Annotated in this window: 19 protein-coding genes; 5 read left to right on the top strand and 14 right to left on the bottom strand. The window is 65.8% G+C overall.

Annotation, left to right across the window (positions count from 1 at the left end; translation table 11 throughout):
* Positions 1-222: 222 nt before the first annotated feature.
* From phbB to dnaE, 4 genes are all read right to left on the bottom strand, one after another.
* Positions 223-960, bottom strand: coding sequence for an acetoacetyl-CoA reductase (gene phbB, locus BA022_RS04200; RefSeq protein WP_015913416.1), 738 nt, complete (start codon positions 958-960; stop codon positions 223-225).
* A 223-nt stretch (positions 961-1,183) separates the two neighbouring features.
* Positions 1,184-3,532, bottom strand: a complete 2,349-nt coding sequence (gene clpA / locus BA022_RS04195) for an ATP-dependent Clp protease ATP-binding subunit ClpA (RefSeq protein WP_088886618.1) — start codon at positions 3,530-3,532, stop codon at positions 1,184-1,186.
* Positions 3,533-3,591: 59 nt separating this feature from the next.
* Positions 3,592-3,960, bottom strand: coding sequence for an ATP-dependent Clp protease adapter ClpS (gene clpS / locus BA022_RS04190; protein WP_015913417.1), 369 nt, complete (start codon positions 3,958-3,960; stop codon positions 3,592-3,594).
* Between the two features lie 77 nt (positions 3,961-4,037).
* On the bottom strand, positions 4,038-7,577 hold the full coding sequence (dnaE, locus tag BA022_RS04185) for a DNA polymerase III subunit alpha (protein ID WP_088886617.1): 3,540 nt from the start codon (positions 7,575-7,577) through the stop codon (positions 4,038-4,040).
* Between the two features lie 134 nt (positions 7,578-7,711).
* On the opposite strand from dnaE, the gene BA022_RS04180 reads away from it, so the two are divergent.
* The gene (locus tag BA022_RS04180; RefSeq protein ID WP_015913419.1) at positions 7,712-8,509 is read left to right on the top strand and encodes an outer membrane protein assembly factor BamD; all 798 of its coding nucleotides are present in this window, start codon (positions 7,712-7,714) and stop codon (positions 8,507-8,509) included.
* Here BA022_RS04180 and BA022_RS04175 read toward each other — a convergent pair.
* Positions 8,472-10,538: an ATP-dependent DNA helicase gene (locus tag BA022_RS04175; protein WP_088886616.1), complete on the bottom strand. Its 2,067-nt coding sequence runs from the start codon at positions 10,536-10,538 to the stop codon at positions 8,472-8,474. The two genes, BA022_RS04180 and BA022_RS04175, sit on opposite strands and share 38 nt — an antisense overlap.
* 171 nt (positions 10,539-10,709) lie before the next feature.
* Between BA022_RS04175 and BA022_RS04170 the strand changes: the two genes are divergently transcribed.
* Positions 10,710-11,513, top strand: a complete 804-nt coding sequence (locus BA022_RS04170; protein WP_011805090.1) for a PP2C family protein-serine/threonine phosphatase — start codon at positions 10,710-10,712, stop codon at positions 11,511-11,513.
* Positions 11,514-11,572: 59 nt separating this feature from the next.
* Here the strand turns inward: BA022_RS04170 and BA022_RS04165 are convergent, their stop codons facing one another.
* From BA022_RS04165 to BA022_RS04145, 5 genes are all read right to left on the bottom strand, one after another.
* A complete protein-coding gene (locus BA022_RS04165; RefSeq protein WP_088886615.1) occupies positions 11,573-12,259 on the bottom strand; it encodes a hypothetical protein in 687 nt (228 codons plus the stop codon).
* Positions 12,259-13,356 carry a cell division protein ZapE gene (gene zapE, locus BA022_RS04160; protein ID WP_041836257.1) on the bottom strand — a complete coding sequence of 366 codons (1,098 nt, stop codon included), beginning with the start codon at positions 13,354-13,356 and terminating at the stop codon, positions 12,259-12,261. Before zapE ends, BA022_RS04165 begins: the two co-directional genes overlap by 1 nt.
* Positions 13,357-13,439: 83 nt before the next feature.
* Complete coding sequence (gene lpdA, locus BA022_RS04155) at positions 13,440-14,867, bottom strand: dihydrolipoyl dehydrogenase (RefSeq protein WP_088886614.1); 1,428 nt, start codon at positions 14,865-14,867, stop codon at positions 13,440-13,442.
* A gap of 89 nt (positions 14,868-14,956) precedes the next feature.
* Entirely contained in the window at positions 14,957-16,222 is a 1,266-nt protein-coding gene (gene odhB, locus BA022_RS04150) for a 2-oxoglutarate dehydrogenase complex dihydrolipoyllysine-residue succinyltransferase (RefSeq protein ID WP_088886613.1), read from the bottom strand.
* A 48-nt stretch (positions 16,223-16,270) separates the two neighbouring features.
* Complete coding sequence (locus tag BA022_RS04145; RefSeq protein ID WP_011805085.1) at positions 16,271-19,147, bottom strand: 2-oxoglutarate dehydrogenase E1 component; 2,877 nt, start codon at positions 19,145-19,147, stop codon at positions 16,271-16,273.
* Positions 19,148-19,363: 216 nt separating this feature from the next.
* Here BA022_RS04145 and BA022_RS04140 point away from each other — a divergent pair, with 216 nt between their 5' ends.
* Positions 19,364-20,422: an AI-2E family transporter gene (locus BA022_RS04140; protein ID WP_041835977.1), complete on the top strand. Its 1,059-nt coding sequence runs from the start codon at positions 19,364-19,366 to the stop codon at positions 20,420-20,422.
* Between the two features lie 68 nt (positions 20,423-20,490).
* Here BA022_RS04140 and BA022_RS04135 read toward each other — a convergent pair whose 3' ends face one another.
* Genes BA022_RS04135 through BA022_RS04125 form a run of 3 tightly spaced genes read right to left on the bottom strand, consistent with a single transcriptional unit; the run spans position 20,491 to position 23,246 of the window.
* Positions 20,491-21,477 carry a Bug family tripartite tricarboxylate transporter substrate binding protein gene (locus tag BA022_RS04135; protein ID WP_088888506.1) on the bottom strand — a complete coding sequence of 329 codons (987 nt, stop codon included), beginning with the start codon at positions 21,475-21,477 and terminating at the stop codon, positions 20,491-20,493.
* Between the two features lie 44 nt (positions 21,478-21,521).
* Entirely contained in the window at positions 21,522-21,884 is a 363-nt protein-coding gene (locus BA022_RS04130; RefSeq protein ID WP_011805082.1) for an AtuA-related protein, read from the bottom strand.
* Positions 21,885-21,893: 9 nt separating this feature from the next.
* Positions 21,894-23,246 (bottom strand): acyclic terpene utilization AtuA family protein, encoded by a 1,353-nt coding sequence (locus BA022_RS04125; RefSeq protein WP_088886612.1) that lies wholly within the window; start codon positions 23,244-23,246, stop codon positions 21,894-21,896.
* 96 nt (positions 23,247-23,342) lie between these two features.
* Here BA022_RS04125 and BA022_RS04120 point away from each other — a divergent pair, with 96 nt between their 5' ends.
* Together BA022_RS04120 and BA022_RS04115 are read left to right on the top strand one after the other, a co-directional pair.
* Positions 23,343-24,275, top strand: coding sequence for a LysR family transcriptional regulator (locus BA022_RS04120; RefSeq protein WP_088886611.1), 933 nt, complete (start codon positions 23,343-23,345; stop codon positions 24,273-24,275).
* 148 nt (positions 24,276-24,423) lie between these two features.
* Positions 24,424-25,290, top strand: coding sequence for a universal stress protein (locus BA022_RS04115; protein ID WP_088888505.1), 867 nt, complete (start codon positions 24,424-24,426; stop codon positions 25,288-25,290).
* Positions 25,291-25,407: 117 nt separating this feature from the next.
* On the opposite strand, the gene otnI is transcribed toward BA022_RS04115, so the two are convergent.
* A complete protein-coding gene (gene otnI, locus BA022_RS04110) occupies positions 25,408-26,235 on the bottom strand; it encodes a 2-oxo-tetronate isomerase (RefSeq protein WP_088886610.1) in 828 nt (275 codons plus the stop codon).
* Positions 26,236-26,303: the final 68 nt, after the last annotated feature.

Raw genomic sequence — 26,303 nt, 5'->3', positions numbered from 1 at the left:
CCGCAAGCGCGCCCCGGCCCGCCTGTAAGCGTCCACTCGGCCTGTTCTGAAGGCCGTTCGTTGGAGGAATCGCCGCACTGCGCAATTCCAAGCCACTGCCAGAGCCCGCCGGGAGCTACCGGCCCCGATTCACACCGCCCACTTCAGGGTGGAGACAAAAAAAGGAACGTGCCACCACGTTCCTTTTGCATTTCAAGGCAGCCTTTTCCAGCTGCCGCTAGGTCAGCCCATGTGCAGGCCGCCGTTGACCGAGAAATCCGCCCCGGTGGCATAGCCGCCCTCTTCGGAGGCCAGCCACGAAATGATGGACGCGATCTCGCTGGGTTCGCCCAGGCGCTTCACGGGCACGGTGGCGACGATCTTTTCCAGCACATCCGGGCGGATCGCCTTGACCATGTCGGTGCCGATATAGCCGGGGCTCACGGTATTCACCGTCACGCCCTTGGTGGCCAGTTCCTGCGCCAGCGCCATCGAAAAACCGTGCATGCCCGCCTTCGCCGCCGAGTAGTTGGTCTGGCCGGCCTGGCCTTTCTCGCCGTTCACGCTGCTGATATTGATGATGCGGCCCCAGCCCTTGTCCACCATGTCTGCAACGACCTGCTTGGTCACGTTGAACATGCTGTTGAGGTTGGTTTCGATGACAGCGTCCCAGTCCTCGCGCGACATCTTGAGGAACATGCGGTCGCGTGTGATGCCGGCGTTGTTCACCAACACATCCACGCTGCCATGCTCGGCCTTGGCCTGGGTGAAGGCCTCCACCGTGGACTCCCAGTTGCCCACGTTCCCGACCGACGCGTAAAACGTATAGCCCAGCGCCTTTTGCTCGCCCAGCCACTTGTTGTAGTCGCGCGTGGGGCCGCACCCGGCGATGACCTTGAACCCGTCCCGGTGCAGACGCTGACAGATGGCCGTGCCGATGCCCCCCATACCCCCGGTGACGTACGCAACTTTCTGGCTCATGTGTGCTCCTTGGATGTGTCAAAAGTGAATCAGATCAGTGACCACTCTACCCAAGAATTACGACAACACCGAGGAGGAAAACACTGCGCCCCGGCATTATTGTTGCGGCGCAAAAATAGGGCATGATTACCTTTTTACGCGTCGTAGACGACCGTTGATATCGTCCGCGAAAAAACCGCAGCGCAGGCTGCGGGTTGGTGGAACAACTGCGGCGGTGTCGGAATCAGTCGGCGGTGGCTTCTTCGGGCTCTGCCGGTTCAGACTTGGCCCCGCGCTCCTTCTTGGGCACCGGCTGGATGTCCAGCAGCACCTCGGAAGTCTCCACGCCCTTGTCATCCGTCTTGACTTCGATGTCCACCGTCAGGCGGCCCCCTTCGGTCAGGCGACCGAAGAGCAGCTCATCCGCCAGCGCCTTGCGGATGGTGTCCTGGATCAAGCGCTGCATGGGGCGCGCGCCCATGAGCGGATCAAAGCCCTTCTTGGCCAAGTGCTTGCGCAGCGCGTCGGTAAAGGTAACTTCCACCTTCTTCTCGGCGAGCTGCTGCTCGAGCTGCAGCAGGAACTTGTCCACCACGCGCAGGATGATCTGCTCATCCAGCGGCTTGAAGCTCACGATGGCATCCAGGCGGTTGCGGAACTCGGGCGTGAACAGGCGCTTGATGTCGCCCATCTCGTCGCCCGCTTGGCGCGGATTCGTGAAGCCGATAGCGGCCTTGTTCATGGTCTCGGCGCCAGCGTTCGTCGTCATGATGATGATGACGTTGCGGAAGTCGGCCTTGCGCCCGTTGTTGTCCGTCAACGTGCCGTGGTCCATGACCTGCAGCAGCACGTTGAAGATGTCCGGGTGTGCTTTCTCGATTTCGTCGAGCAGCAGCACGGCGTGCGGCTTCTTGGTGATGGCCTCGGTCAGCAAACCACCCTGGTCGAAGCCCACGTAGCCCGGAGGCGCACCGATCAGACGGCTCACGGCGTGGCGCTCCATGTACTCCGACATGTCGAAGCGGATCAGGTCCACGCCCATGATGTAGGCGAGCTGCTTGGCGGCCTCGGTCTTGCCCACGCCTGTGGGGCCCGAGAACAGGAAGGAGCCGATCGGCTTGTCCGCCTTACCCAGTCCCGAGCGTGCCATCTTGACGGCGGCGGCGAGCACCTCCAGCGCCTTGTCCTGGCCGAAAACCACGCTCTTGAGGTCGCGCTCAAGCGTCTGCAGCTTGCCGCGGTCGTCATTGGACACGTTGGCAGGCGGGATGCGGGCGATCTTTGCCACGATCTCTTCGATCTCGGCCTTGCCGATGGTCTTCTTGCGCTTGGACGGCGTCAGGATGCGCTGCGCGGCGCCAGCCTCGTCGATCACGTCGATGGCCTTGTCGGGCAGGTGGCGGTCATTGATGTACTTGGCACTCAGCTCGGCCGCGGCCTGCAAGGCGGCGGCGGCGTACTTCACGCTGTGGTGCTCCTCAAAGCGGCTCTTGAGTCCCTTGAGGATGTCGATGGTCTCCTGTACCGTTGGCTCGACCACGTCCACCTTCTGGAAGCGCCGCGACAGCGCCGCGTCCTTTTCGAAGATGCCGCGGTATTCGGTGAAGGTAGTCGCGCCGATGCACTTGAGCTGCCCGCTGGACAGCGCAGGCTTCAGCAGGTTGGACGCATCCAGTGTCCCGCCCGACGCCGCGCCCGCACCGATCAGCGTGTGGATCTCGTCGATGAACAGGATGGCGTTGGGCTTGTCTTTCAGGCTCTTCAAGACGCCCTTGAGGCGCTGCTCGAAGTCGCCACGGTATTTGGTGCCCGCCAGCAGCGCGCCCATGTCCAGCGAATACACCGTGGCCTCGGCCAGGATCTCGGGCACGTCATTCTGCGTGATGCGCCAGGCCAGGCCCTCGGCAATCGCGGTCTTGCCCACGCCGGCCTCACCCACCAGCAGCGGGTTGTTCTTGCGGCGGCGGCACAGGATCTGGATCGTGCGCTCGACCTCGTAGTTGCGGCCGATCAGGGGGTCGATCTTGCCGTCCTTGGCCGCCTGGTTCAAGTTCTGGGTGTATTGCTCCAGGGGCGACGCTTTTTCACTGCGCTCGCCTTGCGCGCCCTCTTCCCCGTCGGCCTGGCCCTCGGCCTTGGCGGGCTCCGGCGGCTCGCCCTTCTTGATGCCGTGGGCGATGTAGTTCACCACGTCCAGGCGCGTCACGCCCTGCTGGTGCAGGTAGTACACGGCATGGGAGTCCTTTTCGCCGAAGATGGCCACAAGCACGTTGGCGCCCGTGACCTCCTTCTTGCCGTTGCCCGTGGACTGCACGTGCATGATGGCGCGTTGAATCACCCGCTGGAAGCCCAGCGTGGGTTGTGTGTCCACCTCGTCGGTACCGGCGACCTGCGGGGTGTTGTCCTTGATGAAGTTGGTCAGCGATGCGCGCAGATCGTCGATGTTGGCAGCGCATGAACGCAGCACCTCGGCCGCGCTGGGGTTATCGAGCAGTGCCAGCAGCAGGTGTTCCACGGTGATGAACTCGTGGCGTTGCTGGCGGGCCTCGACAAAGGCCATGTGCAAGCTGACTTCCAGTTCCTGGGCAATCATGTGAGAACTCCTTTTTGCTTGCGTGTTAGGGATGACTGTAGATCGGGAGCAATGCCCCCTTATTCAACGGGCTCACTCAAACATTGCAGAGGGTGGCCCGCCTTGTGCGCCGCTTCCAGCACCTGGTCCACCTTGGTAGCGGCGACATCGCGCGTGTACACACCGCACACGCCTTTGCCGTCCAGATGAATCTTCAGCATGATCTGCGTGGCGGCCTCGCGGTCCTTGTTGAAGAACTCCTGCAACACGACGACGACGAACTCCATGGGGGTGTAGTCGTCGTTGAGCATGACCACCTGGTACATCTGGGGCGGCTGGGTCTTCTGTGTACGCCGCTCCAGCACGACCGAACCACCCTCGTCCCAGGACGGAGGGGTGGGAGCCGGCACCGGCGCGGGGATTGGGGGGGTGGTTGCCATGAATTTCATTCTAGCGAGGCCGATGCGGCACCTGAGCAGACCGCACATGGTGCCGCGCGGGCTTTTTTCAAGCGCTGATCACAGCCCTACTCATAGACCACATTCACAGCACCGCTGCCCGCCTGAGCGCTCCACGCGGCCAGCGCGGCATCGCTGGGAAAGAACCTGCTGGCCTCTCCCAACTGCACCTCGGCCGTGGCCGCGCCGGCCGCCGCTGTGCAGCGCAACTGCATGCGCACGCGCAGGCCATGGGCAAGCACCTCGCCGTGTTCTGTCTCCTCCCGTTGCGGAGGATAGTCACGCACCAGCGCCCCGATGTCTGGCAACTGCTGCCCCAGGCACACCTGCAGATAGCGCCCATAGCGTGCCCGCGCACCCGCCAAATCCCAGACCTGCTGCACCTTCATACGCAGGCCTCCGCTGAAGTGGTCCAACTGCAGCCGACCACTCACCACTACGAATTCATCGTCCTTGAGCAGGCCGGCGTTCGCGTTGATCAGCCCTTCGTCGGCGGAAGCCTCGATGACGCCCGACTTGTCGTCCAGCTTGAACAACGCCAGCCTGCCGCGCTGCCCGTTGATGATGCGGTAGTCGCTCACGATGCCGGCTACCACCTGCGTCTCGCGGCTGTCTACCAGTTCGTCGATAGCGGTGCGCACGAAGCGGCGCACTTCCTGGTGCACTTCATCGAACAAGTGGCCCGAGAGGTAGAAGCCCACCGCGGTCTTCTCCTGCATCAGCCGTTCCTTGATGCCCCAGGGCATCACATCCACCAGATCAGGCTCCTGCGTGCTGGAGCCGATGGCGTCATCGCCCATCATGTCGAACAGCCCGCCTTGGTTGGCGTTGGCGATCTGCGCATTGGCAAACTCGAACGCCCGATCGAGGGATGCCACGAGCGCGGCACGGTTGAGCTGCAGGGCATCGAAGGCGCCCGCCTTGATGAGCGCCTCCACCGTGCGCTTGTTGACGCGCGTGCGGTCCACGCGTACGCAAAAGTCAAACAAGCTCTTGAAAGGCCCCCGGGTTGCGCCCTGTGGGCCCACGCCCTGCCCTTCGCGTGCAGCGATGATGGCCTCGATCGCCTGCTGTCCCGTGCCCTTGACTGCGCCCAAGCCATAGCGGATGACCTTGTCCGTCACCGGCTCGAAGCGGTAATTGCCGCGGTTGATGTCCGGCGGCTCGAAGGTCATGCCGAAATGTTTGACCGCATCTTCATAGAGCACCTTGAGCTTGTCGGTGTCGTCCATTTCCACGGTCATATTGGCGCAGTAAAACTCCGCCGTGTAGTGCACCTTGAGCCACCCGGTGTGGTAGGCCAGCAGCGAATAGGCGGCGGCGTGCGACTTGTTGAAGCCGTAACCCGCGAACTTTTCCATCAGGTCGAAGACCTCGTCGGCCTTGTCCTGACTGATACCCTTTTCGGCTGCACCCTTGCGGAAGATGGCACGGTGCTCGGCCATTTCCTCGGCCTTTTTCTTGCCCATGGCGCGGCGCAGCATGTCGGCGCCGCCGAGCGAGTAACCACCCAGCACCTGCGCCGTCTGCATCACCTGCTCCTGGTAGACCATGATGCCGTAGGTCTCGGCCAGCACGGGCTCCACCAGCGGATGCGGGTACTCCACCACCTCCTTGCCGTGCTTGCGGTTCACGAAGCTGGGAATCAGGTCCATGGGGCCCGGCCGGTACAGGGCATTCAAGGCGATCAGGTCTTCCAGCCTGCTTGGGCGCGCTTCCTTGAGCATGCCTTGCATGCCCCGGCTTTCAAACTGGAACACGGCTTCTGTCTTGCCGTCCGAGAACAGTTTGTAGGTCGCAGCATCGTCCAGGGGAATGTTCTCGAACGCGAAGTTTTCCTGCCCTTTGTGACGCTGCATGATGAACTCACGCGCGATTTCCAGGATGGTCAGCGTCGCCAAGCCCAGGAAGTCGAATTTCACCAGGCCGATGGCCTCCACGTCGTCCTTGTCGTACTGGCTCACCGCCGATTCGCTGCCTGGCTGCTGGTACAGCGGGCAGAAATCGGTCAGTTTGCCCGGCGCGATCAGCACGCCGCCGGCGTGCATGCCAATATTGCGCGTCATCCCTTCGAGCTTTTGCGCCATCTCGATGATGGTGCGCACGTCCTCCTCCTTGCGCACGCGCTCGTACAGGATGGGTTCCAACTCCAGGGCGTAGTTGTTCTTGTCCCCTTCCTTCTTGGGCTCTGGCGGGTAGGCCAGCGTATAGGTCTGGCCGGGTTTACCGGGCACCAGCTTCGAGATACCGTCACAGAACGTGTAGCTCATATCCATCACCCGCCCCACGTCGCGGATGGCAGCCTTGGCCGCCATCGTGCCGAAGGTGGCGATCTGGCTCACGGCCTCCTTGCCGTACTTGTCCTTCACATAGTCGATCACCCGGTCGCGGTTGGCCTGGCAAAAATCGATGTCGAAGTCGGGCATGGACACCCGTTCGGGGTTCAGGAAGCGCTCGAACAGCAGGTTGTATTGCAGCGGATCCAGATCCGTGATCTTGAGCGCATAGGCCACGAGCGAGCCCGCACCCGAGCCGCGCCCGGGGCCCACCGGGCAGCCGTTCTTCTTGGCCCACTGGATGAAGTCACCCACGATGAGGAAGTAGCCGGGAAATCCCATCTTCAGGATCGTGCCCAGTTCAAACTCCAGCCGCTCCTGGTAGCGGGGGCGCTGGCGGTCGCGCTCGGCGGTGTCCGGGTACAGGTGCAGCAGCCGCTCCTCCAGGCCCTCATGGGACGCGTGGCGGAAGTACTGCTCCATAGTCATGCCGCCCGGAATGGGGAAGTTCGGCAGTTGCGGCTTGCCCAGCACCAGCGACACATTACAGCGCTTGGCCACCTCAACGGTGTTGGCGAGCGCGCTGGGTACATCGGCGAACAGCGCTTCCATCTCGGCACTGCTCTTGAAATACTGCTCGCGCGTGAAACGGCGCACGCGCCGCGGATTCGCCAAGATCTCGCCCTCGGCAATGCACACACGCGCCTCGTGCGCCTCGTAATCGTCCGGCGTTGCGAACTGCACCGGGTGGGTGGCTACCACCGGCAGGGCCAGGCGCGCGGCAAGCTGCACCGCGGCGGTGACATGGGCTTCGTCGTCAGGTCGTCCGGCGCGCTGGACCTCCAGGTAGAAGCGGTGCGGGAAAATACCCGCCAGACGCAGCGCCAGCCGCGCAGCTCCGGCGTCATCGCCCTTCATGAGCGCCTGCCCCACGGGCCCAGCCTGCGCTCCAGCGAGGGCAATCAGGCCGTCGCCCAATTCCTGCAGCCACTCCCAGGTGCACAGCGCCTGGTTCCTGACGATGTTGCGCGTCCACGCGCGGGCCAGCAGTTCGGAGAGGTTCAGATACCCGGTGCGGTTCTGCACCAGCAGCACCATGCGCGAGGGTGCGCCTGCCGCTTCGCCCTCCAGGTAGATTTCGGCGCCCAGGATGGGCTTGACGCCCTTGCCCCGGCCTTCCTTGTAGAACTTGATCGCGCCGAACAGGTTGTTCAGGTCCGTGATCGCCAGGGCGGGCTGGCCGTCTTTCGCCGCCGCCTTCACGACCTCGTCGATACGGGTGGTTCCGTCCACGACGGAAAATTCAGTGTGCAAGCGCAAGTGGACAAACATGCGGCATTGTAGGAACGCGGGCATGTCCCATGCTTGCTCAGGGCCCCACGCGCAGCATCCTTACAATGGCGCCATGCGGCCGCTCCATGGAGGTGCCGCCGCCGTCGCATACCCTTAATCCAAGAGCTGCCGCCATGCCGCGTTTTCCCCTGCCTTTGATTTCTGCCCTGCTCGCCGCCGGCCTGCTGGCTGCCTGCTCCAGCACGCCTGAAGACAAGACCGCTGGCTGGAGCACCGACAAGATTTATTCGGAAGCACGCGACGAGCTCAATGGCGGCTCTTACGACAAAGCCGTGCCGCTGCTGGAAAAGCTGGAAGGACGCGCCGCCGGCACGCCGTTGGCACAACAGGCCCAGTTGGAAAAGGCCTACGCGCAATACAAGGGCGGCGAGAAGGCGCAGGCTATTGCCACGCTGGACCGCTTCATGAAACTGCACCCCGCCAGTCCCGCGTACGACTATGCGCTGTACCTCAAAGGCTTGGTGAATTTCAACGACAACCTGGGCCTGTTCTCGTGGCTCTCGCGCCAGGATCTGTCGGAGCGCGACCAGAAGGCTGCCAAGGACTCGTTCGAGTCCTTCCGCGAACTGGTGACCCGCTTCCCGGAGTCGCGCTACACGCCCGACGCGCGCCAGCGCATGACCTACATCGTCAACTCGCTGGCGCAGTACGAAGTACACGTGGCGCGCTACTACTATGAGCGCGGCGCGTATGTGGCTGCCGTGAGTCGCGCGCAGAGTGCCGTTGCCGACTACAAGGACGTCCCGGCGACGGAAGAGGCTCTGTACATCCTGGTTCGGTCGTACGACGCGCTGGGGCTCACGCAACTGCGTGACGACACGCGCCGCGTGATGGATGCGTCCTATCCCCAGAGCAGCCTGCCGCAGACGGGATTCAAGGCGAAGGCGAACCCCTGGTGGAAGTTCTGGTAAGGGCATCCAGCGCCGCGCCGAACTCTTCCTGCGTATGCAGCCTCCGCATGGGGGGCAATGCCCGCAGCAGAGGCTTGCCATAGCCCTTGTGCAACAGGCGTGTGTCGGCGATGACCAGTATGCCGTGGTCGTTCTCGTTGCGGATCAGCCGGCCGGCCCCCTGCTTGAGCGCCACTGCCGCCGATGGCAGGGCGTGGCTGCGGAACACGTTGCCTCCCTGGTCCGCCAGCCGCCGTGCCTGCGCCTGCTCCCACGGGTCACCCGGAGCGGGGAATGGCAGCTTGTCGATCACCACCATCTGCAGGGCCTCGCCCGGCACGTCGATCCCCTCCCAGAACGACGCCGCCCCCACGAGCACATGGCCCGCCGGCCGGCCGCTCGCGTCAAGCTGGGCACGAAAGCGCTCCACCATGCGCGACCGTGAGGCATGTCCCTGCACCAGCACCTCGATGCCGCCGCCGGGCGCGAACCGGCGGCATAGCTCATCCGCGATCACCGCAAGCGCCCGCAGACTGGTGGTCAACACCAGCGTATGCCCGCCAAGCCGTGCTACGGCATCACCCACCCAGCGCGCAAGCTGAACGCTGTGCCCCGCGTCGGAAGGCAGCGGGAGTGCGGGTGGCACATACAGCGCCGCCTGCCGCGCGTAGTCGAAGGGGCTAGGCACCTGCAGGGTACGAGCACCCTCCAATCCACAGGCATCGGTGAACCAGCGCAGGTCCTTGCCATCGCCCAGCGTGGCGGAGGTATAGATCCACGAACGCGGTGCGGACGCGGCAGGCGGTTCGTCGCTCTCGTCCCAGGCACCCTCCGTGGGGGGCTTTCCCTTCCACAGCGTGCGCAGGGCCCCGGCCACATCCAGGGGTGTTTCCACCATGCGCAACGCACCTGCAGATTCAACCCAGCGCACCGTGCCAGCTTCCGCGTCGGAACAGAAATGCAGTACACGCTCCAGCAACGCGACCGTCCGGCTGTGCAGGTGGGCCAGATCGGGAGCGTGCTGCGCCACGCCGTCCAGTGCGGCCAGCACCGCGCGGAGTGCCGCCACTACTCCCTCCAGCGCACCGTCCCAGGCTGACGGATCCAAGGCCTCGGGTGTGACGCCCGTCCAGGCGATGCGGGAGCCGGCTGCATCGGCATCTTCGCCCGGAGCGACCGCCAGGCGCAGCGCGTGCGCGCACTGGTGCAGGTGCTGGAGCAACCCCTGCCAATCCGCAGCGCCGCGCGCATGCCGCGCCCCAGCCGCCACCACATCCTGCCCAAGTTGCAGCAGCTGGCTGGTGCTGACATGCGTGCCCAGGAACTGGGCCGCGGTCTCGGCCAACCGATGGGCTTCATCGAACACCACGACCCCGGTGTCCGGTAGCAGTTGCGCGGCCCCCGCCCCCTGCGCACCGAGGTCCGCAAAGAAAAGGTGGTGGTTGATGATGAGCACATCCGCCGCCTGCGCGTCGTGCCGTGCCCGGTAGACATGGCATTGGCGCAACCGCGGGCACCCGGAACCCAGGCAGTTGTCCACCGTCGAAGTGACCTGCCTCCAGGCGGCTGAGTATTCATCCAGACCGGGGACCTCCGCCAGGTCTCCGCTGCGCGTGGACTGGGCCCATCGCTCAACACACGCCAGATCGTGGGCGACTGCTTCGTCATACCCCTCCCCGTTGCGACGCGCCTGCTCCAGTCGGTAAAGGCAAAGGTAATTGGCCCGGCCTTTGAGGGCCGCTACGCGTAGCGGGAGCGCCAGCGCCCGCTGCAGCAGCGGCAGGTCGCGCGTCAACAGTTGGTCCTGCAGCGTCTTGGTGGCCGTGGAAATGAGCACACGCTCGCCGCTCAGCAGTGCGGGAACCAAATAGGCAAAGGTCTTTCCAATCCCCGTTCCCGCTTCCACCACCAGTGACTCCCGGGCGTTGATGGCCTGCGCCACAGCGAGGGCCATGGCCGCCTGCCCCGGGCGGGAACGCAGATCAGGTCGCACACGCGCCAGGGGTCCGTCGGGCGCAAACACCGGGAGGACGAGATCGCTCAAGGACATGCGCCGCGGGCCAAAAGAAGTGTCAGAAAGTAATGGCCCTGCACCGGCCGTGATGCTCTAAAAACACAAGCAGACGCACCAGCGATGACAAGGCCCGGGAGTTGATCATAATAGGCGGCTCCCCCCGCTTTCGCGACTGCGAGGCGGCCTTTCGTCCTCCGCTCCAATCCCATGACCAAAGCGTTCCGCCTCATTGCGTCGACCGGCATCCACAAGGGTGACCGCGAGTACCAGCAAGACCAGGTCGCCCTGCTGTCGCACCCGCGTTTCAATGGATGCGTACTGGGCGTGGTGGCCGATGGCATGGGTGGCCGCAGCGGAGGGCGCAAGGCGTCCGACCAGGTGATGCTCACCGCGCGCCAGTTGTTTGAACGCTATTCGCCAGAAACGGACGACGCCGCCGCCCTGCTCAAGCACATCGTGGAGGAGGCGCACATCGTGATCCGCCTCACCGCGATTTCCGCGGAACAGGAGCCACACAGCACCATCGCGGCATTCGTGATCAACCCACGCGGCGATTGCCACTGGGCCCACGCAGGGGACTCGCGCATCTACCACTTCCAGGGAGGGCGGCTGGTGTTCCGCACCAGCGACCACTCCTATGTGCAGGCGCTCGTGGACCGTGGCGAGATCACGGAAGCCGAGGCCAACACCCACCCCCACTCCAACATCCTCGTCGGCTGTCTGGGCACCGAGAGCGACCCTCCCATCACCACCCACCTGATTCCGCAGATGCAGCCGGGCGACGTGCTGCTGGCCTGCAGCGACGGCGTGTGGCACTACTTCTCACCTGCGGAACTGGCGTCGGTCCTGGATTCGCTGACGCCGCGCGAGGCCACCGAGTTCCTCATCGACAAGGCGCGCTCGCGCGCACGCGGGGGCGGCGACAACCTGTCGCTCGCCATCGTGAAGATCGAAACGCTGGTAGAGGAAAAGAAGCCTCCACGCTTGGCGCAACTCACACCCGCCACCTAAAACGCGCGTGGAAAACGGCCCCGCATGGGCCGTGGCGTCCACCGGGCCCTAAAGGGCACTCAACGGTCGCTGCTCGCGGCCGGGGCCGGCGGCGGCAATGCCGTCGGCGGATTGCGGCCGGCCGCCTCGGCTTGCTGGCGCTCAAGGCGTTCGCGGCGCTCACGCGCTTTCTGCTGCTTGGCCTCGTAGCGGGCACGGGAATCCTGGATGCGCTGGGGCTGCGTTTGCTCACGGCGTTGCACATCGGCCGCATGCTCGGCTGCGCGGCGGCTCTGCTGCTGCGCACGGTCGCGCGCCTCCTGCTCGCGGGGCTTCTGCGGCGCATTGCGGGGCGCCACCCGCATCGGGGCGGGACGCTCCCCGGCTTCCAGTTTCTGGCGTTGCTCCTGCTTGCGCTCCTCGATTGCTTGCAGGCGTTGCCCCGCCTTCTCCCGGCGCTCCGCATCGTTGATCTGCACTTCCTGGTGGTGCAGCACGTTGTCGGCCTCTCGTGCCTGTACACGCACCCTGCGCAGGCAATCCTCCACGGCAAATTGCTGGTAGCAAGCCGCCTCGCCGCGCTCACGCTGCGCCTCGATCTCCCGGCGCTGCGCCTGGATGTGCTCACGCTGGGTCTGGCGGTGCTGCTGCGCCTGCGCTGCATCGGTCACTGGAGCGTCGGCAGCCCACGCCGCCAGGGGAGGCAGCGCTGCCCCACCCACGCACAGGAGGGCTGCGGCAAGAAAGCGGGAAGGCAGTGCAGGCATCAGGTCAGTCCGGTATCGACGACGCGCCGCTCAAGCGCCAGGAATTCCTTGGATTGCATCTCGTTGAGGCGCGAAATGGTGCGTGGAAATTCATGCGCCAGGGGGCCTTCCGTATAGAGCTGCTCGGGCGGCACGGCGGCGGAGACGACGAGTTTCACGCGCCTATCGTAGAGCACGTCCACCAGCCAGGTAAACCGGCGCGCGGGCGACGCCATGCTGACAGGCATGTAGGGCACGTTGGACAGCAGCACCGTGTGGAACTGCGAGGCGATTTCCAGATAGTCGTTCTGCGACCGCGGGCCCATGCACAACTCGCGGAAGTCGAACCACACCACGCCGCCCGCACGGCGGATGGCCTTGATCTCGCGCGCCTCGATGTGCAGCACCGGGTCTTCGTCACGCACCTCGGCCAACTGCTCGAAGGCGTGCTGCATGGCCGCGTCCGCCGCGGGGCCCAGGGGCGTGTGGTAGAGCTCGACCAGCTCCAGCGCACGGCGCCGATAGTCCGTGCCGTTGTCCACGTTCACCACCTCCATGCGCTCGTTGAGCAGGTCGATGGCGGGCAGGATGCGGTCGCGGTGCAGGCCGCCGGGGTACAGTTCGTCGGGCTTGAAGTTGGAAGTGGTGACAAAGCCCACGTCGTTGTCGAACAGCGCCGCCAGCAGGCGGTGCAGGATCATCGCGTCGGTGATGTCCGCGACGTGGAACTCGTCAAAACAGATCAGCTTATAGCGCTTGGCGATGCGCGCACCCAGCACATCCAACGGGTTCTGCGTCCCCTGCAGGCCAGCCAGCTCACGGTGCACTTCGCGCATGAATTCGTGAAAGTGCAGACGCACCTTGCGCTTGATGGGTACGGCGTTGAAGAAGCAGTCCATGAGGAAGCTCTTGCCCCGCCCCACACCGCCGTACATGTACACGCCCCGCGGCACCTGGGGCCGGTTGATGAGCTTCTTCAGCGTGTTGGAGCGGCGCTGCTTGTACGCTCCCCATTCCTGGGCACAACGCTCCAGCGCGTCCACGGCCCGCAACTGGGCCGGGTCGCTCTTGAAGCCCTTGGCGGCCAGCTCGGCCTCGTACGCCTGCCTGACGTTCACCCGCATGTTATCCCTATGCTTCAAAAACAATAGCTGCCAGCGCTTGCCACACAAGCGCTGGCAGCCATTTTTGCCTCAAATTATCAGAAATTGAGGGTGCGCTTGTCCACGGCCAGCGCCGCTTCCTTGGTGGCTTCGGACAGCGAGGGGTGGGCATGGCAGATGCGCGCAATGTCTTCGCTCGATGCCTTGAACTCCATGGCGACCACGGCTTCGGCGATCAGTTCGGAAGCCATCGGACCGACGATGTGCACGCCCAGGATTTCGTCCGTGGCGGCGTCGGCCAGGAACTTCACCATGCCGGTGGTGTCGCCCAGTGCGCGCGCTCGGCCATTGGCCAGAAACGGGAAGGTGCCCGCCTTGTACTTCACGCCGTCGGCCTTGAGCTGCTGCTCGGTGCGTCCGACCCAGGCGATCTCGGGGCTGGTGTAGATGACCCAGGGGATGGTGTTGAAGTTGACATGGCCGTGCTGGCCAGCCATGCGCTCGGCCACGGCCACGCCCTCTTCCTCGGCCTTGTGCGCCAGCATGGGGCCGCGCACCACGTCGCCCACCGCCCACACGCCGGGCAGGTTGGTCTTGCAGTCGCCATCAACCACCACGGCGCCGCGCTCATCCAGCTTCAGGCCCACCCCTTCGGCGTTCAGGCCGGTGGTGTTGGGCACGCGGCCGATGGAGACGATCAGCTTGTCCACTTCCAACGCCTGGGCCTCGCCCTTGGCGTTGGTGTAGGCGATGCTCACGCCCTTCTTGCCAGTCTTGACTTCGCCAATCTTCACGCCCAGCTCGATCTTCAGGCCTTGCTTGTCAAAGGCCTTCTTGGCCTCCTTGGCGATCTGCTCGTCCACCGCGCCCAGGAACGTGGGCAAGCCTTCCAGAATGGTCACGTCGGCACCCAGGCGGCGCCACACGCTGCCCATTTCCAGGCCGATCACGCCGGAGCCGATCACGCCCAGCTTCTTCGGCACGCTGCCGATGGCGAGCGCGCCGTCGTTGGACAGGATCTGCTCTTCGTCGAAGGCCGCACCGGGCAGCGCACGTGCGTTGGATCCGGTGGCCACGATGACCTGCTTGGCGGTCAGCGTTTCTTCGGCCTTGCCGGTGACCTTGATTTCATAGCCGCCGTCCACCGCCTTCACGAAGGAGCCGCGGCCGTGGAAGAAGGTCACCTTGTTCTTCTTGAACAGGTACAGGATGCCGTCGTTGTTCTGCTTCACGACGTTGTCCTTACGGGCAATCATCTTGGCCACGTCCATCTTCACGCCCGTGGCGGTGATTCCGTGGTCGGCAAAGTGCAGGTTGGCATGTTCGAAGTGCTCGGACGACTGCAGCAGCGCCTTGGAGGGAATGCAGCCCACGTTGGTGCAGGTACCGCCGGGTGCGGCGCCGCCAGCGGCGTTCTTCCACTCGTCGATACAGGCCACATTCATGCCCAACTGGGCGGCGCGGATGGCGGCGATGTAGCCGCCAGGGCCTGCGCCGATCACGATGACGTCAAATTGCTTGCTCATGGTTCAAAAACAGTATCTGGTGATGAGAAAAAACCCACCGCTGGACCGCGCCGGGGGTGGGTTTTCGTATGCGTCGAACCCTGTGGGAATTACAGGTCGAACAACAGGCGCGATGGGTCTTCCAGCGCATCCTTCATGGCTACGAGGCCCAGCACGGCTTCGCGGCCGTCGATGATGCGGTGGTCATAAGACATGGCCAGGTAGTTCATCGGGCGCACCACGACCTGGCCGTTTTCGACCACGGCGCGGTCCTTGGTGGCGTGCACGCCCAGGATGGCCGACTGCGGCGGGTTGATGATGGGGGTGGACATCATCGAGCCGAAGGTGCCGCCGTTGGAGATGGAGAACGTGCCACCGGTCATCTCTTCGATGCCCAGCTTGCCGTCGGCCGCCTTCTTGCCGAATTCGGCGATCTTCTTTTCGATGTCGGCAAAGCTCATCTGGTCTGCGTTGCGCAGGATGGGCACCACCAGGCCGCGCGGCGAGCCCACGGCGATACCGATGTCGAAGTAGCCGTGGTAGACGATGTCGTTGCCGTCCACCGAGGCGTTGAGCACCGGGTACTTCTTGAGGGCATGCACCGCGGCCTTCACGAAGAAGGACATGAAGCCCAGCTTCACGCCGTGCTCCTTGGTGAATGCGTCCTGGAACTTCTTGCGCAGGTCCATCACCGGCGCCATGTTCACTTCGTTGAACGTGGTGAGGATGGCGTTGGTGGACTGCGATTGCAGCAGACGCTCGGCCACGCGGGCACGCAAGCGGCTCATGGGCACGCGCTGCTCGGGGCGCTCGCCCAGATCAGCAGCGGACGACGGGGCCGCCACCTGGGGCAGCGCCTTGGTGGGCACGCCGGTGGGGATCACGGCGGCCGTCGACTTCACGCCGCCTGCCACTGCGGCCAGCACATCGCCCTTGGTTACGCGGCCGTCCTTGCCGGAGCCCGTCACATCGCCGACCGACAGGTTGTTGTCGGCCAGCAGCTTGGCGGCGGCCGGCATGGCCACGTCGCCCTTGCTGCCGCCAGCAGCGGCAGGCGCAGCGGCCGCCGGGGCAGATACCGCTGCGGGCGCCGGTGCAGCGGCAGCAGCTGCCGGCGCGGCCGCGCCGGCCTTGCCCTCGGTGTCGATCTTGGCGATGACCTGGTCCGAAGCCACGGTGCCGCCGTCGGCAACCACGATCTCGGCCATTACGCCAGCGGCCGGTGCGGGCACTTCCAGCACCACCTTGTCGGTCTCGATCTCGATCAGGATTTCATCGATTGCCACGGCCTCGCCGGGCTTCTTCTTCCACTGCAGCAGGGTGGCCTCGGCCACGGACTCGGACAGCTGGGGGACTTTGACTTCTACGATAGCCATTTGATTCTTTCCAAAGAGGGTTCTGTACTGAAGGTGTGGGTTGCGGCCTTACTTGGTCAGGACAAAACCCTTGAGCTTGGCGAAAGCGGCTTCCACCAGGGCCTTTTGCTGCTCCTGGTGCAGATGGGCGTAACCCACTGCGGGGGAGGCAGATGCGGCGCGGCCGGCATAGCCCAGCTTCTGGCCATCGAGCATGTTCTCGTGGATGTTGTGCTGGATGAAGAACCAGGCGCCCTGGTTCTGTGGTTCGTCCTGGCACCACACGATGTCGGTGGCATTCGGGTACTTCTTGAGCTCGGCGGCAAAGGCCTTGTGCGGGAACGGGTAGAGCTGCTCGACGCGGATGATGGCCACGTCGGTAGCTTCCTTCTCTACGCGCTTCTTCACGAGGTCGTAGTAGACCTTGCCCGAGCAGGCGATCACGCGCTTGACCTTGTCGGCCTTCTTGGCGATGGCTTCGTCCTGCTCCGAGATGACGGTCTGGAAACCGCCCTTGGTGAACTCGGACAGCGGCGACGTGGCGTCCTTGTTACGCAGCAGCGACTTCGGCGTCATGATGACCAGGGGCTTGCGCAGGTTGCGCACCATCTGGCGACGCAGCACATGGAAGATCTGGCTGGCCGTGGTGGGCTGCACGATCTGCATGTTGGTGTCAGCGGCCAGCTGCATGAAGCGCTCCAGGCGGGCCGAGCTGTGCTCGGGGCCCTGGCCTTCGTAGCCGTGCGGCAGCATCAGCGTGATGCCGTTCACGCGGCCCCACTTCACTTCGCCCGAGGCGATGAACTGGTCGATCACCACCTGTGCGCCGTTGGCGAAGTCGCCAAACTGCGCTTCCCAGACCACCAGCGTGTTGGGGTCGTTGGAGGCGTAGCCGTACTCGAAGGCCAGAACGGCCTCCTCGGACAGGATGGAGTCGATCACCGTGAACGGCGCCTGGTTCTCGGCCACGTTCTGCAGCGGGATGTAGGTGCCTTCGTCCCACTTCTCACGCTTTTGGTCATGAATCACGGCGTGGCGGTGCGTGAACGTACCGCGGCCGCAATCCTCGCCAGACAGGCGCACCGGATAGCCCGATGCCACCAGCGATGCGAAGGCCATGTGCTCGCCCATGCCCCAGTCCACGTTGACCTCGCCACGGCCCATGGCGGCGCGGTCGTCGTAGACCTTCTTCACCAGTTGGTGCGGTGCGACGGTCTCCGGAATGGTCGTGATCTTCTCGGCGATGCGCTTCCACTCGGCCAGCGGGATGGCGGTGTCGCCGGCATCGGTCCACTTCTGGTCCAGGAAGGGGCTCCAGTCCACGGCGTACTTACTCTTGAAGTTGGTCAGCACCGGATCGACCGTGTGCTTGCCCTCGTCCATGGCGGCGCGATAGGCCTTGGCCATGTCGTCGCCCAGCGTCTCGCCCAGACCCTGGGCTGCCAGCTTGTCGGCGTAGAGCTTGCGCGTGCCGGGGTGTTGACCGATCTTCTTGTACATCAGCGGCTGGGTCAGCGCCGGCGTGTCCTGCTCGTTGTGGCCCAGCTTGCGGTAGCAGATGATGTCCACCACCACGTCCTTGGCGAATTCCATGCGGAAATCCAGCGCCAGCTGCATGGCCAGGCACACGGCCTCGGGATCGTCACCGTTCACGTGCAGCACGGGCGACTCGATCATCTTCACGATGTCGGTGCAGTACAGCGTAGAGCGCAGGTCGCGCGGATCGGACGTGGTGAAGCCGATCTGGTTGTTGATGATCAGGTGCACCGTACCGCCCGTGGTGTAGCCACGGGTTTCGGACAGGGCCAGGGTTTCCTGATTCACGCCCTGGCCGGCAAAGGCCGCGTCACCGTGCACCAGCACGGGCAGCACCTGTTTCCCCTTGGGGTCGCCGCGGCGGTCCATGCGCGAGCGCACGGAGCCCTCGACCACCGGGTTGACGATTTCCAGGTGCGAGGGGTTGAACGCGAGCGACAGGTGCACCGGGCCGCCGGCCGTGGAGACGTCGGAGCTGAAGCCCTGGTGGTATTTCACGTCACCGGCGGGCAGGTCCTCGGGGGCGGTGTGGTCGAACTCGGCGAACAGGTCCTTGGGCATCTTGCCCAGGGTGTTCACCAGCACGTTCAGGCGGCCGCGGTGGGCCATGCCGATCACCACTTCCTGCACGCCCTTCGCGCCTGCGGAGTTGATCAACTCGTCCATGGCGGCGATGAAGGACTCGCCCCCCTCGAGCGAGAAGCGCTTCTGGCCCACGTACTTGGTGTGCAGATAGCGTTCCAGGCCTTCGGCGGCCGTCAGGCGCTCCAGGATGCGCTTTTTCTTGTCGGCAGAGAAGTTGGGCTTGCTGCGGATGCTTTCCAGCTTTTGCTGCCACCAGCGCTTTTGCACTTGGTCGGTGGCGTACATGTACTCCACGCCGATGGTGCCGCAGTAGGTCTCGCGCAGCGCGTTCAGCAGCTCGCGCAGGGGCATCTTGTCCTTGCCGAAGAAGGTGTTGCTCGCGTCGAACACCGTTTCCTGGTCGGCATCGCTGAAGCCGTAGAACGACGGCTCCAGTTCGGGAATCTGGGGGCGCTCGGTGCGCTTGAGGGGGTCCAGGTCGGCCCAGCGCTGGCCCACGTTGCGGTACGCGGCGATCAGTTGCTGGACGGCGGTGCGCTTGCGGCCCATCTCGGCGTCGGCGCTGGCCACCACGACCTTGGTGCCGCCGGCCTTGGCGCGCTCGGCAAAGGCGTTGATGACGGGCAGGTGGGGAACGTCCTTGGCATTGCTGCCGTCTACCGCGGGCACATGTTGCAGTGCGTCAAAGTATTCGCGCCAGGAGTCTGGCACGCTGCCAGGGTTGGCAAGGTAGTTCTCATACATCTCTTCGACGTAGGGCGCGTTGCCGCCGAAAAGATAGGTGTTGCCTTGGTAGGCTTGGTAGACGGATGTCGGATCGCTCATATTCCGCTGACCTCCACTTCCCTGAAGGAAGCGTTAGCTGGTTAACAAACCTTCCGCGTCACGGCTGAACCGGTTGGCGGATGCGACTGTGGCAGGGGAAGGGCCTCGTTTGCGGCCGCTATTGTGCCATTGAACGCCTGCGCGCGCGGCGAGCGGTGTATCAAGACAGGCGTGTGTGTGGCTTACATTTTGGGCTTCCTTCCTTCCACCGCCCCCATGAACCCGCCCACGCTCCAGTCCCGCACCCTGCTGCTCCTGCTCACCGTCGTGACGCTGGCCTTTGGCGCCATCCTCTGGCCACTCAACGGCGCCATCTTCTGGGGTGTGGTGCTCGCCATCCTGTTCACGCCGCTGCACCGGCGGCTGCAGCGGCGCATGCCGCGCAGGCGCAACCTGGCCGCGCTTGCCACCCTGGGCGTGTGCCTGGTGATCGTGATCCTGCCGGTCACGCTGATCGGCGCTTCGCTGGTGCAGGAGGCCAGCGTGGCCTACGAGCGCGCCCGCTCGGGGCAGCTGAACTTCGGCGCCTACCTGCAGCAGGTGCTGGCCGCACTGCCCCCTTGGATGCTGGAGCTGCTGGACCGCTTTCACCTCACCACCCGCGCGGAGCTGCAAGCCCGCCTGACCACGATCGGCGCCCAGGCCAGCCAGTTCCTGGCCACCAAGGCGCTGGATGTGGGCCAGAACACGCTGCAGTTCGTGGTGAGCTTCGGCGTCATGCTCTACCTGTTGTTCTTCCTGCTGCGCGACGGCGCGCGGCTGGCGGCGCGCATCCGCGAGGCCATCCCCCTGGATGCGCGGCACAAGGAGCAGTTGGCCATCAAGTTCACCACCGTGATCCGCGCCACCGTGAAGGGCAACATCGTGGTGGCTGCGGCCCAGGGCGCCCTGGGCGGCCTGATCTTCTGGCTGTTGAACATCCAGGGGCCGGTGATGTGGGGCGTGCTGATGGCGTTCCTGTCGCTGCTGCCCGCCGTGGGCGCCAGCCTGATCTGGGGGCCGGTGGCCATCTACTTCCTGGCGACCGGCGCGCCGGGGCAGGCCGTGATCCTCACCGCCTATGGCGTATTCGTCATCGGGCTGGTGGACAACGTACTGCGTCCCGTGCTGGTCGGCAAGGACACCAAGCTGCCCGACTACGTGGTGCTGATCTCCACCTTGGGCGGCATGGCGCTGTTCGGGCTCACGGGCTTTGTGATCGGCCCGATGATCGCCGCACTGTTCATCGCCACCTGGGACCTGTTCGCGCCGCACGACGGCGCAGAACGCTCCTGAAATAGTAGCTACTAGCGCTTGATGGGCGGGCGCTGAAGGCCAAAACGCCTTCAACCCCGCCGACGCACTCATTCCGCCTCAATACCGGCGGCCTTGATCACCCTGCCCCACTTCTGGGTCTCGGCGGCCTGAAAGCGCGCCAGCTCTTCGGGCGTGGTGGTCCAGGCCTCGGAGCCTGCGGTCTCGAAGAACGACTGGGCGGCCTGGCTCCTCGTCGCCTGCGCCAGCAGCGCGTTCAGCCGCGCCACCACGGGCGCGGGCGTGCCGGCGGGCACGTAGGCCGCAAACCAGTAGCCCATGTCATAGCCCTTCACGCCGGCCTCATCCAGCGTGGGCACCTCGGGCAGCTGCGTGCTGCGCTTTTGCGTGGAGTACCCCAGCGCGCGCAGCTTGCCCGCCTTGACCTGAGGAACGCCGGTGGACGTGTCGGTGATCATCAGGTCGATCTGCCCGCCGAGCAGATCGGTGATGGCCAACGGGTTGCTCTTGTACGGCACATGCAGGATGTCCACCCCCGCCAGTTGCTTGAGCATCTCGCCGGCCATGCGGCTGGAAGAACTGCCGCTGCCAAAGCTCAGCTTGCCGGGGTTCTTGCGGGCGGCGGCCAGCAGGTCGCCCACGTTCTTGTAGGGAGCGACCGCGTTCACCACCAGCACCTGGCCGCCCTTGCCCAAGCCGGTGACGGGAGCGAAATCCTTCACTGGGTCGTAGGGCAGTTTCTTGTACAGGTGTTCGTTCGCGGCATGCGTGGTGTTGGTGGTGATGAGCACCGTGTACCCATCCGCCGGTGCCTTGGCGACGGACTGCGCGGCGATCATGCCGCTGGCGCCGGCCTTGTTCTCCACGACCACGGGTTGCCGCGCATCGGTGCTCACGGCCTGGCCCAATGCCCGCGCCAGTTGGTCGGTGGCACTGCCGGCCGCAAACGGCACGACGAAAGTGACGGGCTTGGCAGGATAGGCGGGGGCCTGTGCGTTGGCGGCGCCGGCCGCGGCACACAGGACGGCCGCAGCGGTGGCAGCCAGTACACGGCGGCGATGCGGGAACGGGTTCATGGTGTCTCCTTGGTTGTGGTGATGAAAAATGCCGCCGGCGCGCGTCAATGCGCTCCGGCCAGGTGATGTACAAGCGCCGCCGGCATCCGCACCGGCAGGTCCAGCAACAGAAAGGACAGCGCCTTGCCATGGCTGTCGAGGTTGAGCGCGTCGTTCACGCCGCCGTCCAGCACGCCATCCAGAACGAAATTCATCGCCTGCAGTTGGGGCAGCAGATAGCGCGTGACGCGCGTGGGCCCCCGCGCCGCGAACTGGCGCGCCACGGCCTCCTCGGTAACCTGCTGCACCAGCACGTCCCACAGGGCCGGGTGCCAGGCGATCACGCTGATGTTGGAGCGGTCGCCCTTGTCACCCGTGCGGCCGTGCGCCAGGCGGTACAGGGGAACCGTGAGATCGGTAGGGTTCATCGTGGTCCTTCAGTCCAGCAGCGTGTAGCCAGGATTGACCGCCTCGCGCGGCACGAGGCAGGAAACGGTGCCCAGGCGCGGGCGCATGGCCGTGCGCACACCGCCGCCCCCCGCCGGGCCGCAGCAGTACAGCGCCGTCACCTCGCGCACCAGGCGCTGCGCGCTGGCATGGTCGCGGTGCTGCAGCGCCACGCGCAGGCGTACGTCCCGCGCGCCCTGGCTTGCCTGCGCCGCCAGCCACCGCCCTGCGTCGTCACCCCAAACGCTGGCCACGCCGATCAGGTCCACGCGCAGCGGTGCCACGCTCGCAAGCCGCTCGCGCAACACGTCGCCCGCCAGGCGGGCGCGCTCCTCGGCGCGCGCGCCGGCATACGAAATTTCGCCCTCGGCAAACCAGCCGGACTCGAAGCACACATTCACCTTCAGCGACGGCGGCCGCGCATGGCCGCGCACGCCCTGCAGGTGCACGCGGTCGCTGCCGACCTGCGCCACGCTCGCCTGGGTAATGTCGGCCGCCACGTCGGGCGTCAGGTAGGCGGCGGGGTCGTGCAGTTCATACAGCAGCTGCTCCTTGACCGTGCGCTCGTCCACGCGCCCCCCCGTGCCCGGCGGCTTGGTAAGGGTGCAATGGCCGTCGGCGTCGATCTCGGCGATGGGGTAGCCCAGCCGAGCCAGGCCCGGCACATCCTTGTAGCCCGGGTCGGCAAAGTAGCCCCCCGTGACCTGCGCGCCGCATTCCAGCAAGTGGCCCGCCATGGTGGCGCGCGCCAGGCGGTCCCAGTCGTCCATGCACCAGCCGTAGTGCGCCAGCGCCGGGCCCAGCACCAGCGCAGGGTCGGCCACGCGGCCGCAGACCACGATGTCGGCCCCCGCGCGCAGCGCCTGGGCGATGGGTTCCGCGCCAATGTAGGCATTGGCGCTCACGATGGGCTGCGCGGGCATGGACGGGCCCAGCGCCCGCTCCAGCACGGCGCGGTGCTGTGCGCCGCTCAGGTCGTCGCCGTGCACCACCGCCACGCGCGGGCGGCGCGCGCCCAGCTCGGCCGCCAGTTGCTGGATACGCAGCGCAGCGCCCCGCGGATTGGCCGCGCCAAAGTTGCTCACGATGCGCACGCCGTGTTGAAGGCATTGCGCGAGCACCGGCCGCAGCAGCTCATCCAGCAGCGGCTCATAGCCCGCATCGGGATTGGCGCGGCGCGCCAGTTGGGCCAGCGCCAGCGTGCGCTCGGCCAGGGTCTCGAAGATCAGCACGCCGGGCCGGCCGCTGTCCACCAGCGCCTGCACCACGGGTGCGGCAGCATCCAGGCGGTCGCCCGAGAAGCCGGCCGCACAGCCGATGAGCAGGGGTGAGGGGTTCGCCATTGCAGGGGTCCTTGGGGAATGTCTCCAGGGCGCACTGTAGGCACGACAGGTTATTCTGTGAAATAGATTGTCAAGATCAATTCATCTGGATATCAAATGAATATCTCCACACGGCAGGTCGACGCCTTCCTTGCCCTGGCGGCGCAGCGCAGCTTCACGCGCGCCGCGGCGCAGTGCCACTTGTCGCAGCCGGCCTTCAGCGCGCTCATCCGCGCGTTGGAGGACGACCTGGGTCTGCGCCTGTTCGACCGCAGCACGCGCCATGTGAGCCTGACGGCCGAGGGCGAGAACTTCCATGCGTCGGCGCTGCGCATTCGCGCCGAGGTGGATGCCGCGCTGGCCACGCTGCGCGACGCCGCACTGCTGCGGCGCGGGCGCGTGTCCGTCGCGCTGCTGCCCTCGCTGGCCGCAGGGTGGCTGCCCGGTGTGCTGGCCGGCTTTCGCGCACAGCACCCGGGCGTGGAACTGGACATTGCCGACGTGCTGTCCGAGCCTTGCATCGAGCGCGTGGCCACGGGTAAGGCCGACTTCGCGCTGGCCGCCATCCGCGCGGACACGCCCGAGCTGCAGGCCGAGCCCTTCTGCGAGGACGGCTTTCACCTGGTCTGCCGCGCGGACCATCCGCTCACCCGGCAGCCCTTGCCCGCCGGCCGGCGCAGCGCCGCCGCGCAATGGCGCGCCCTGGCCGAGTGGCCATTCATCCATCTCGCGCGGCACAGCAGCGTGCGCCAGTACCTGGAGGCGGCCTTCCATCCCCATGCGATGCGCACGCTGATGGAGGTGGAGCAGTTGGCCACCGTCATGGGCATGGTGCGGGCCGGGCTGGGCATCAGCGTGGTGCCCACGCTCACGCTGTTCCACTTCCAGCAGGAGGGCCTGGACACCCGGCCGCTGGCCCTGCCCGGGCTCACGCGGCAGATCTACCTGGTGCGCCGGCGCGACCGGGGCCTGTCGGTGGCCGCGCAGGCGCTGTACGCACGGGTGATGCAGCAGCGGCCGATGCATGCCGAAATGCCATCAAAACAATAGCTGGCAGCGCTTGATGGACAAGCGCCGGAGCCCGATTTCCCTGAAATTTGCGTTCACCCGCGCCCACGGCCTGCGGGGCACTTCCGGTGGCACTGCACGCTCTGCGATGCCACACTCGGGCCATCACATGCGTGCGCAGGAGGAAGCAATGAACACCCACGACACCGTGTATGCCTGCATCGACGGGCTGGCCACCACCCACGCCGTGGTGGACGGGGCCCTGTGGGCCGCGCAGCGCCTGCAGGCACCCCTGGCGCTGCTGCACGCACTGGAGCGGCCTGAACCCATGCCGCCCGTGGGCGACTACAGCGGCGTCATCGGCATGGGCGCGCAGGACCTGCTGCTGCAGCGCCTGAATACCCTCGATGAAGAGCGCAGCCACGTCGCACAGGAGGCCGCGCGCCGCATGCTGGCCGAGGCCCAGGCGCGCGTAGATGCCGCCCGCGTGCCTTCGCTGCAGGCGCTGCTGCGCCAGGGCGAGCTGACCGACGTGCTGCTGGAGCACGAACCCAGCGCGCGCCTGTTCGTGCTGGGGCGCCAACACCGCGCCACCGCCGCGCGCAAGCTGCGGCTGGACTACCGTGTGGAAGGCGTGGTGCGCAACGTGCGCCAGCCGGTGATGGTGGTGACCATGCCGGAGTTCGTAGCGCCGGCGGGCTTCGTCGTGGCCTTTGACGGCAGCGCCACCGCGCGCCGCGCCGTAGAGGCCGTGGGCCGCAGCCCGCTGCTGCGCGGCATGCCCGGCCTGTTGGCCCTGGCCGGCGAGCCCACGCTGGAGATGCTGGAAGCGCTGCAAAGCGCCCAGTCACACCTGGAGGCCGCAGGCTTCGACATCACCACGCAGATCGTGCCGGGCGTGCCGGAGGAGGCGCTGCCGGCCCTGCTGCAGTCGCACGGCAACGTACTGCTGGTGCTGGGCGCCTACGGGCATTCGCGCATCCGCCAGCTCATCGTCGGCAGCACCACCACCGCGCTGCTGCGGCTGTGCAGCGTGCCGGTGCTGGTGCTGCGCTGACGGGTTCACTATCGATTCAATAGCTGCTAGCGCTTACTGCATAAGCGCTGCAGGCCTTTTTTATCTGAACTGTGACGTCCCCACGCTAGCCCCGGCCCCGCGCCGGGGCGAACGCCCTCAATCCGCGCCGCGCGGCACGACACCCCAGCGCCGCGCCCAGGCCAGCCCCTGCGAGGTGCCGCCCGGGCCCGCGATCGCCGGACGGTATTCACAGCCCACCCAGCCGTCGAAGCCGCAGGTGGCCCCCACCTCGTCGATCACGCCCAGCAGGTAGTCGACCTGCAGCTCTCCCTGGTCGGGCTCGTGCCGCGCGGGTACGCCGGCGATCTGGAAATGCCCCACCCGCCCCGTGGGCAGGTAGTGGCGGATCTTCGTGGCCAAGTCGCCCTCCATGATCTGGCAGTGGTACAGGTCGAACTGCACCTGCACGTTGGAAGCGCCCAGTTCCTGCAGCACGGCATGGGCGTCCTGCTGGCGCTGCAGGAAGTAGCCGGGCATGTCGCGCCCGTTGATGGGCTCGATCATCAGCCGCACGCCCTGGCGCCCGGCCTGGCCGGCGGCCCAGTGCAGGTTGCGCAAGTAGCAGGCGCGTGCGTCGGCGTGCGCCAGCCCGGGCGGCACCACGCCAGCCATCACGTGCAGGCGCTCGCAGCGCAGCGCCTGCGCATAGTGCAGCGCCTGTTGCAGCCCCTCCTGGAATTGCGCCTCGCGCCCCGGCAGACAGGCCAGACCGCGCTCGCCCGCCGCCCAGTCCCCCGGCGGGGCATTGAACAGTACCTGCGTCAGTCCATGTTCGGCCAGGCGCTGCGCGATCTGCTCCGCAGGATGGTCGTAGGGAAAGAGGTATTCCACCCCCCGGAAGCCGTCCCGCGCGGCAGCGGCAAAGCGGTCCAGGAAGGCATGCTCGGCGTAGAGCATGGAGAGGTTGGCAGCGAGGCGGGGCATGACAGGAAGGGCGTTCGTACAAAAAAGGGCGCCAGTCGCGGACTGGCGCCCTTCATTCTAGGAACGCG

The sequence above is a fragment of the Diaphorobacter nitroreducens genome, assembly GCF_002214645.1.
Classification (GTDB): Bacteria; Pseudomonadota; Gammaproteobacteria; order Burkholderiales; family Burkholderiaceae_C; genus Diaphorobacter; species Diaphorobacter nitroreducens.
The sequence above is the reverse complement of the archived record's forward strand: the minus strand, read 5'-3'. Positions and strand labels throughout refer to the sequence as shown.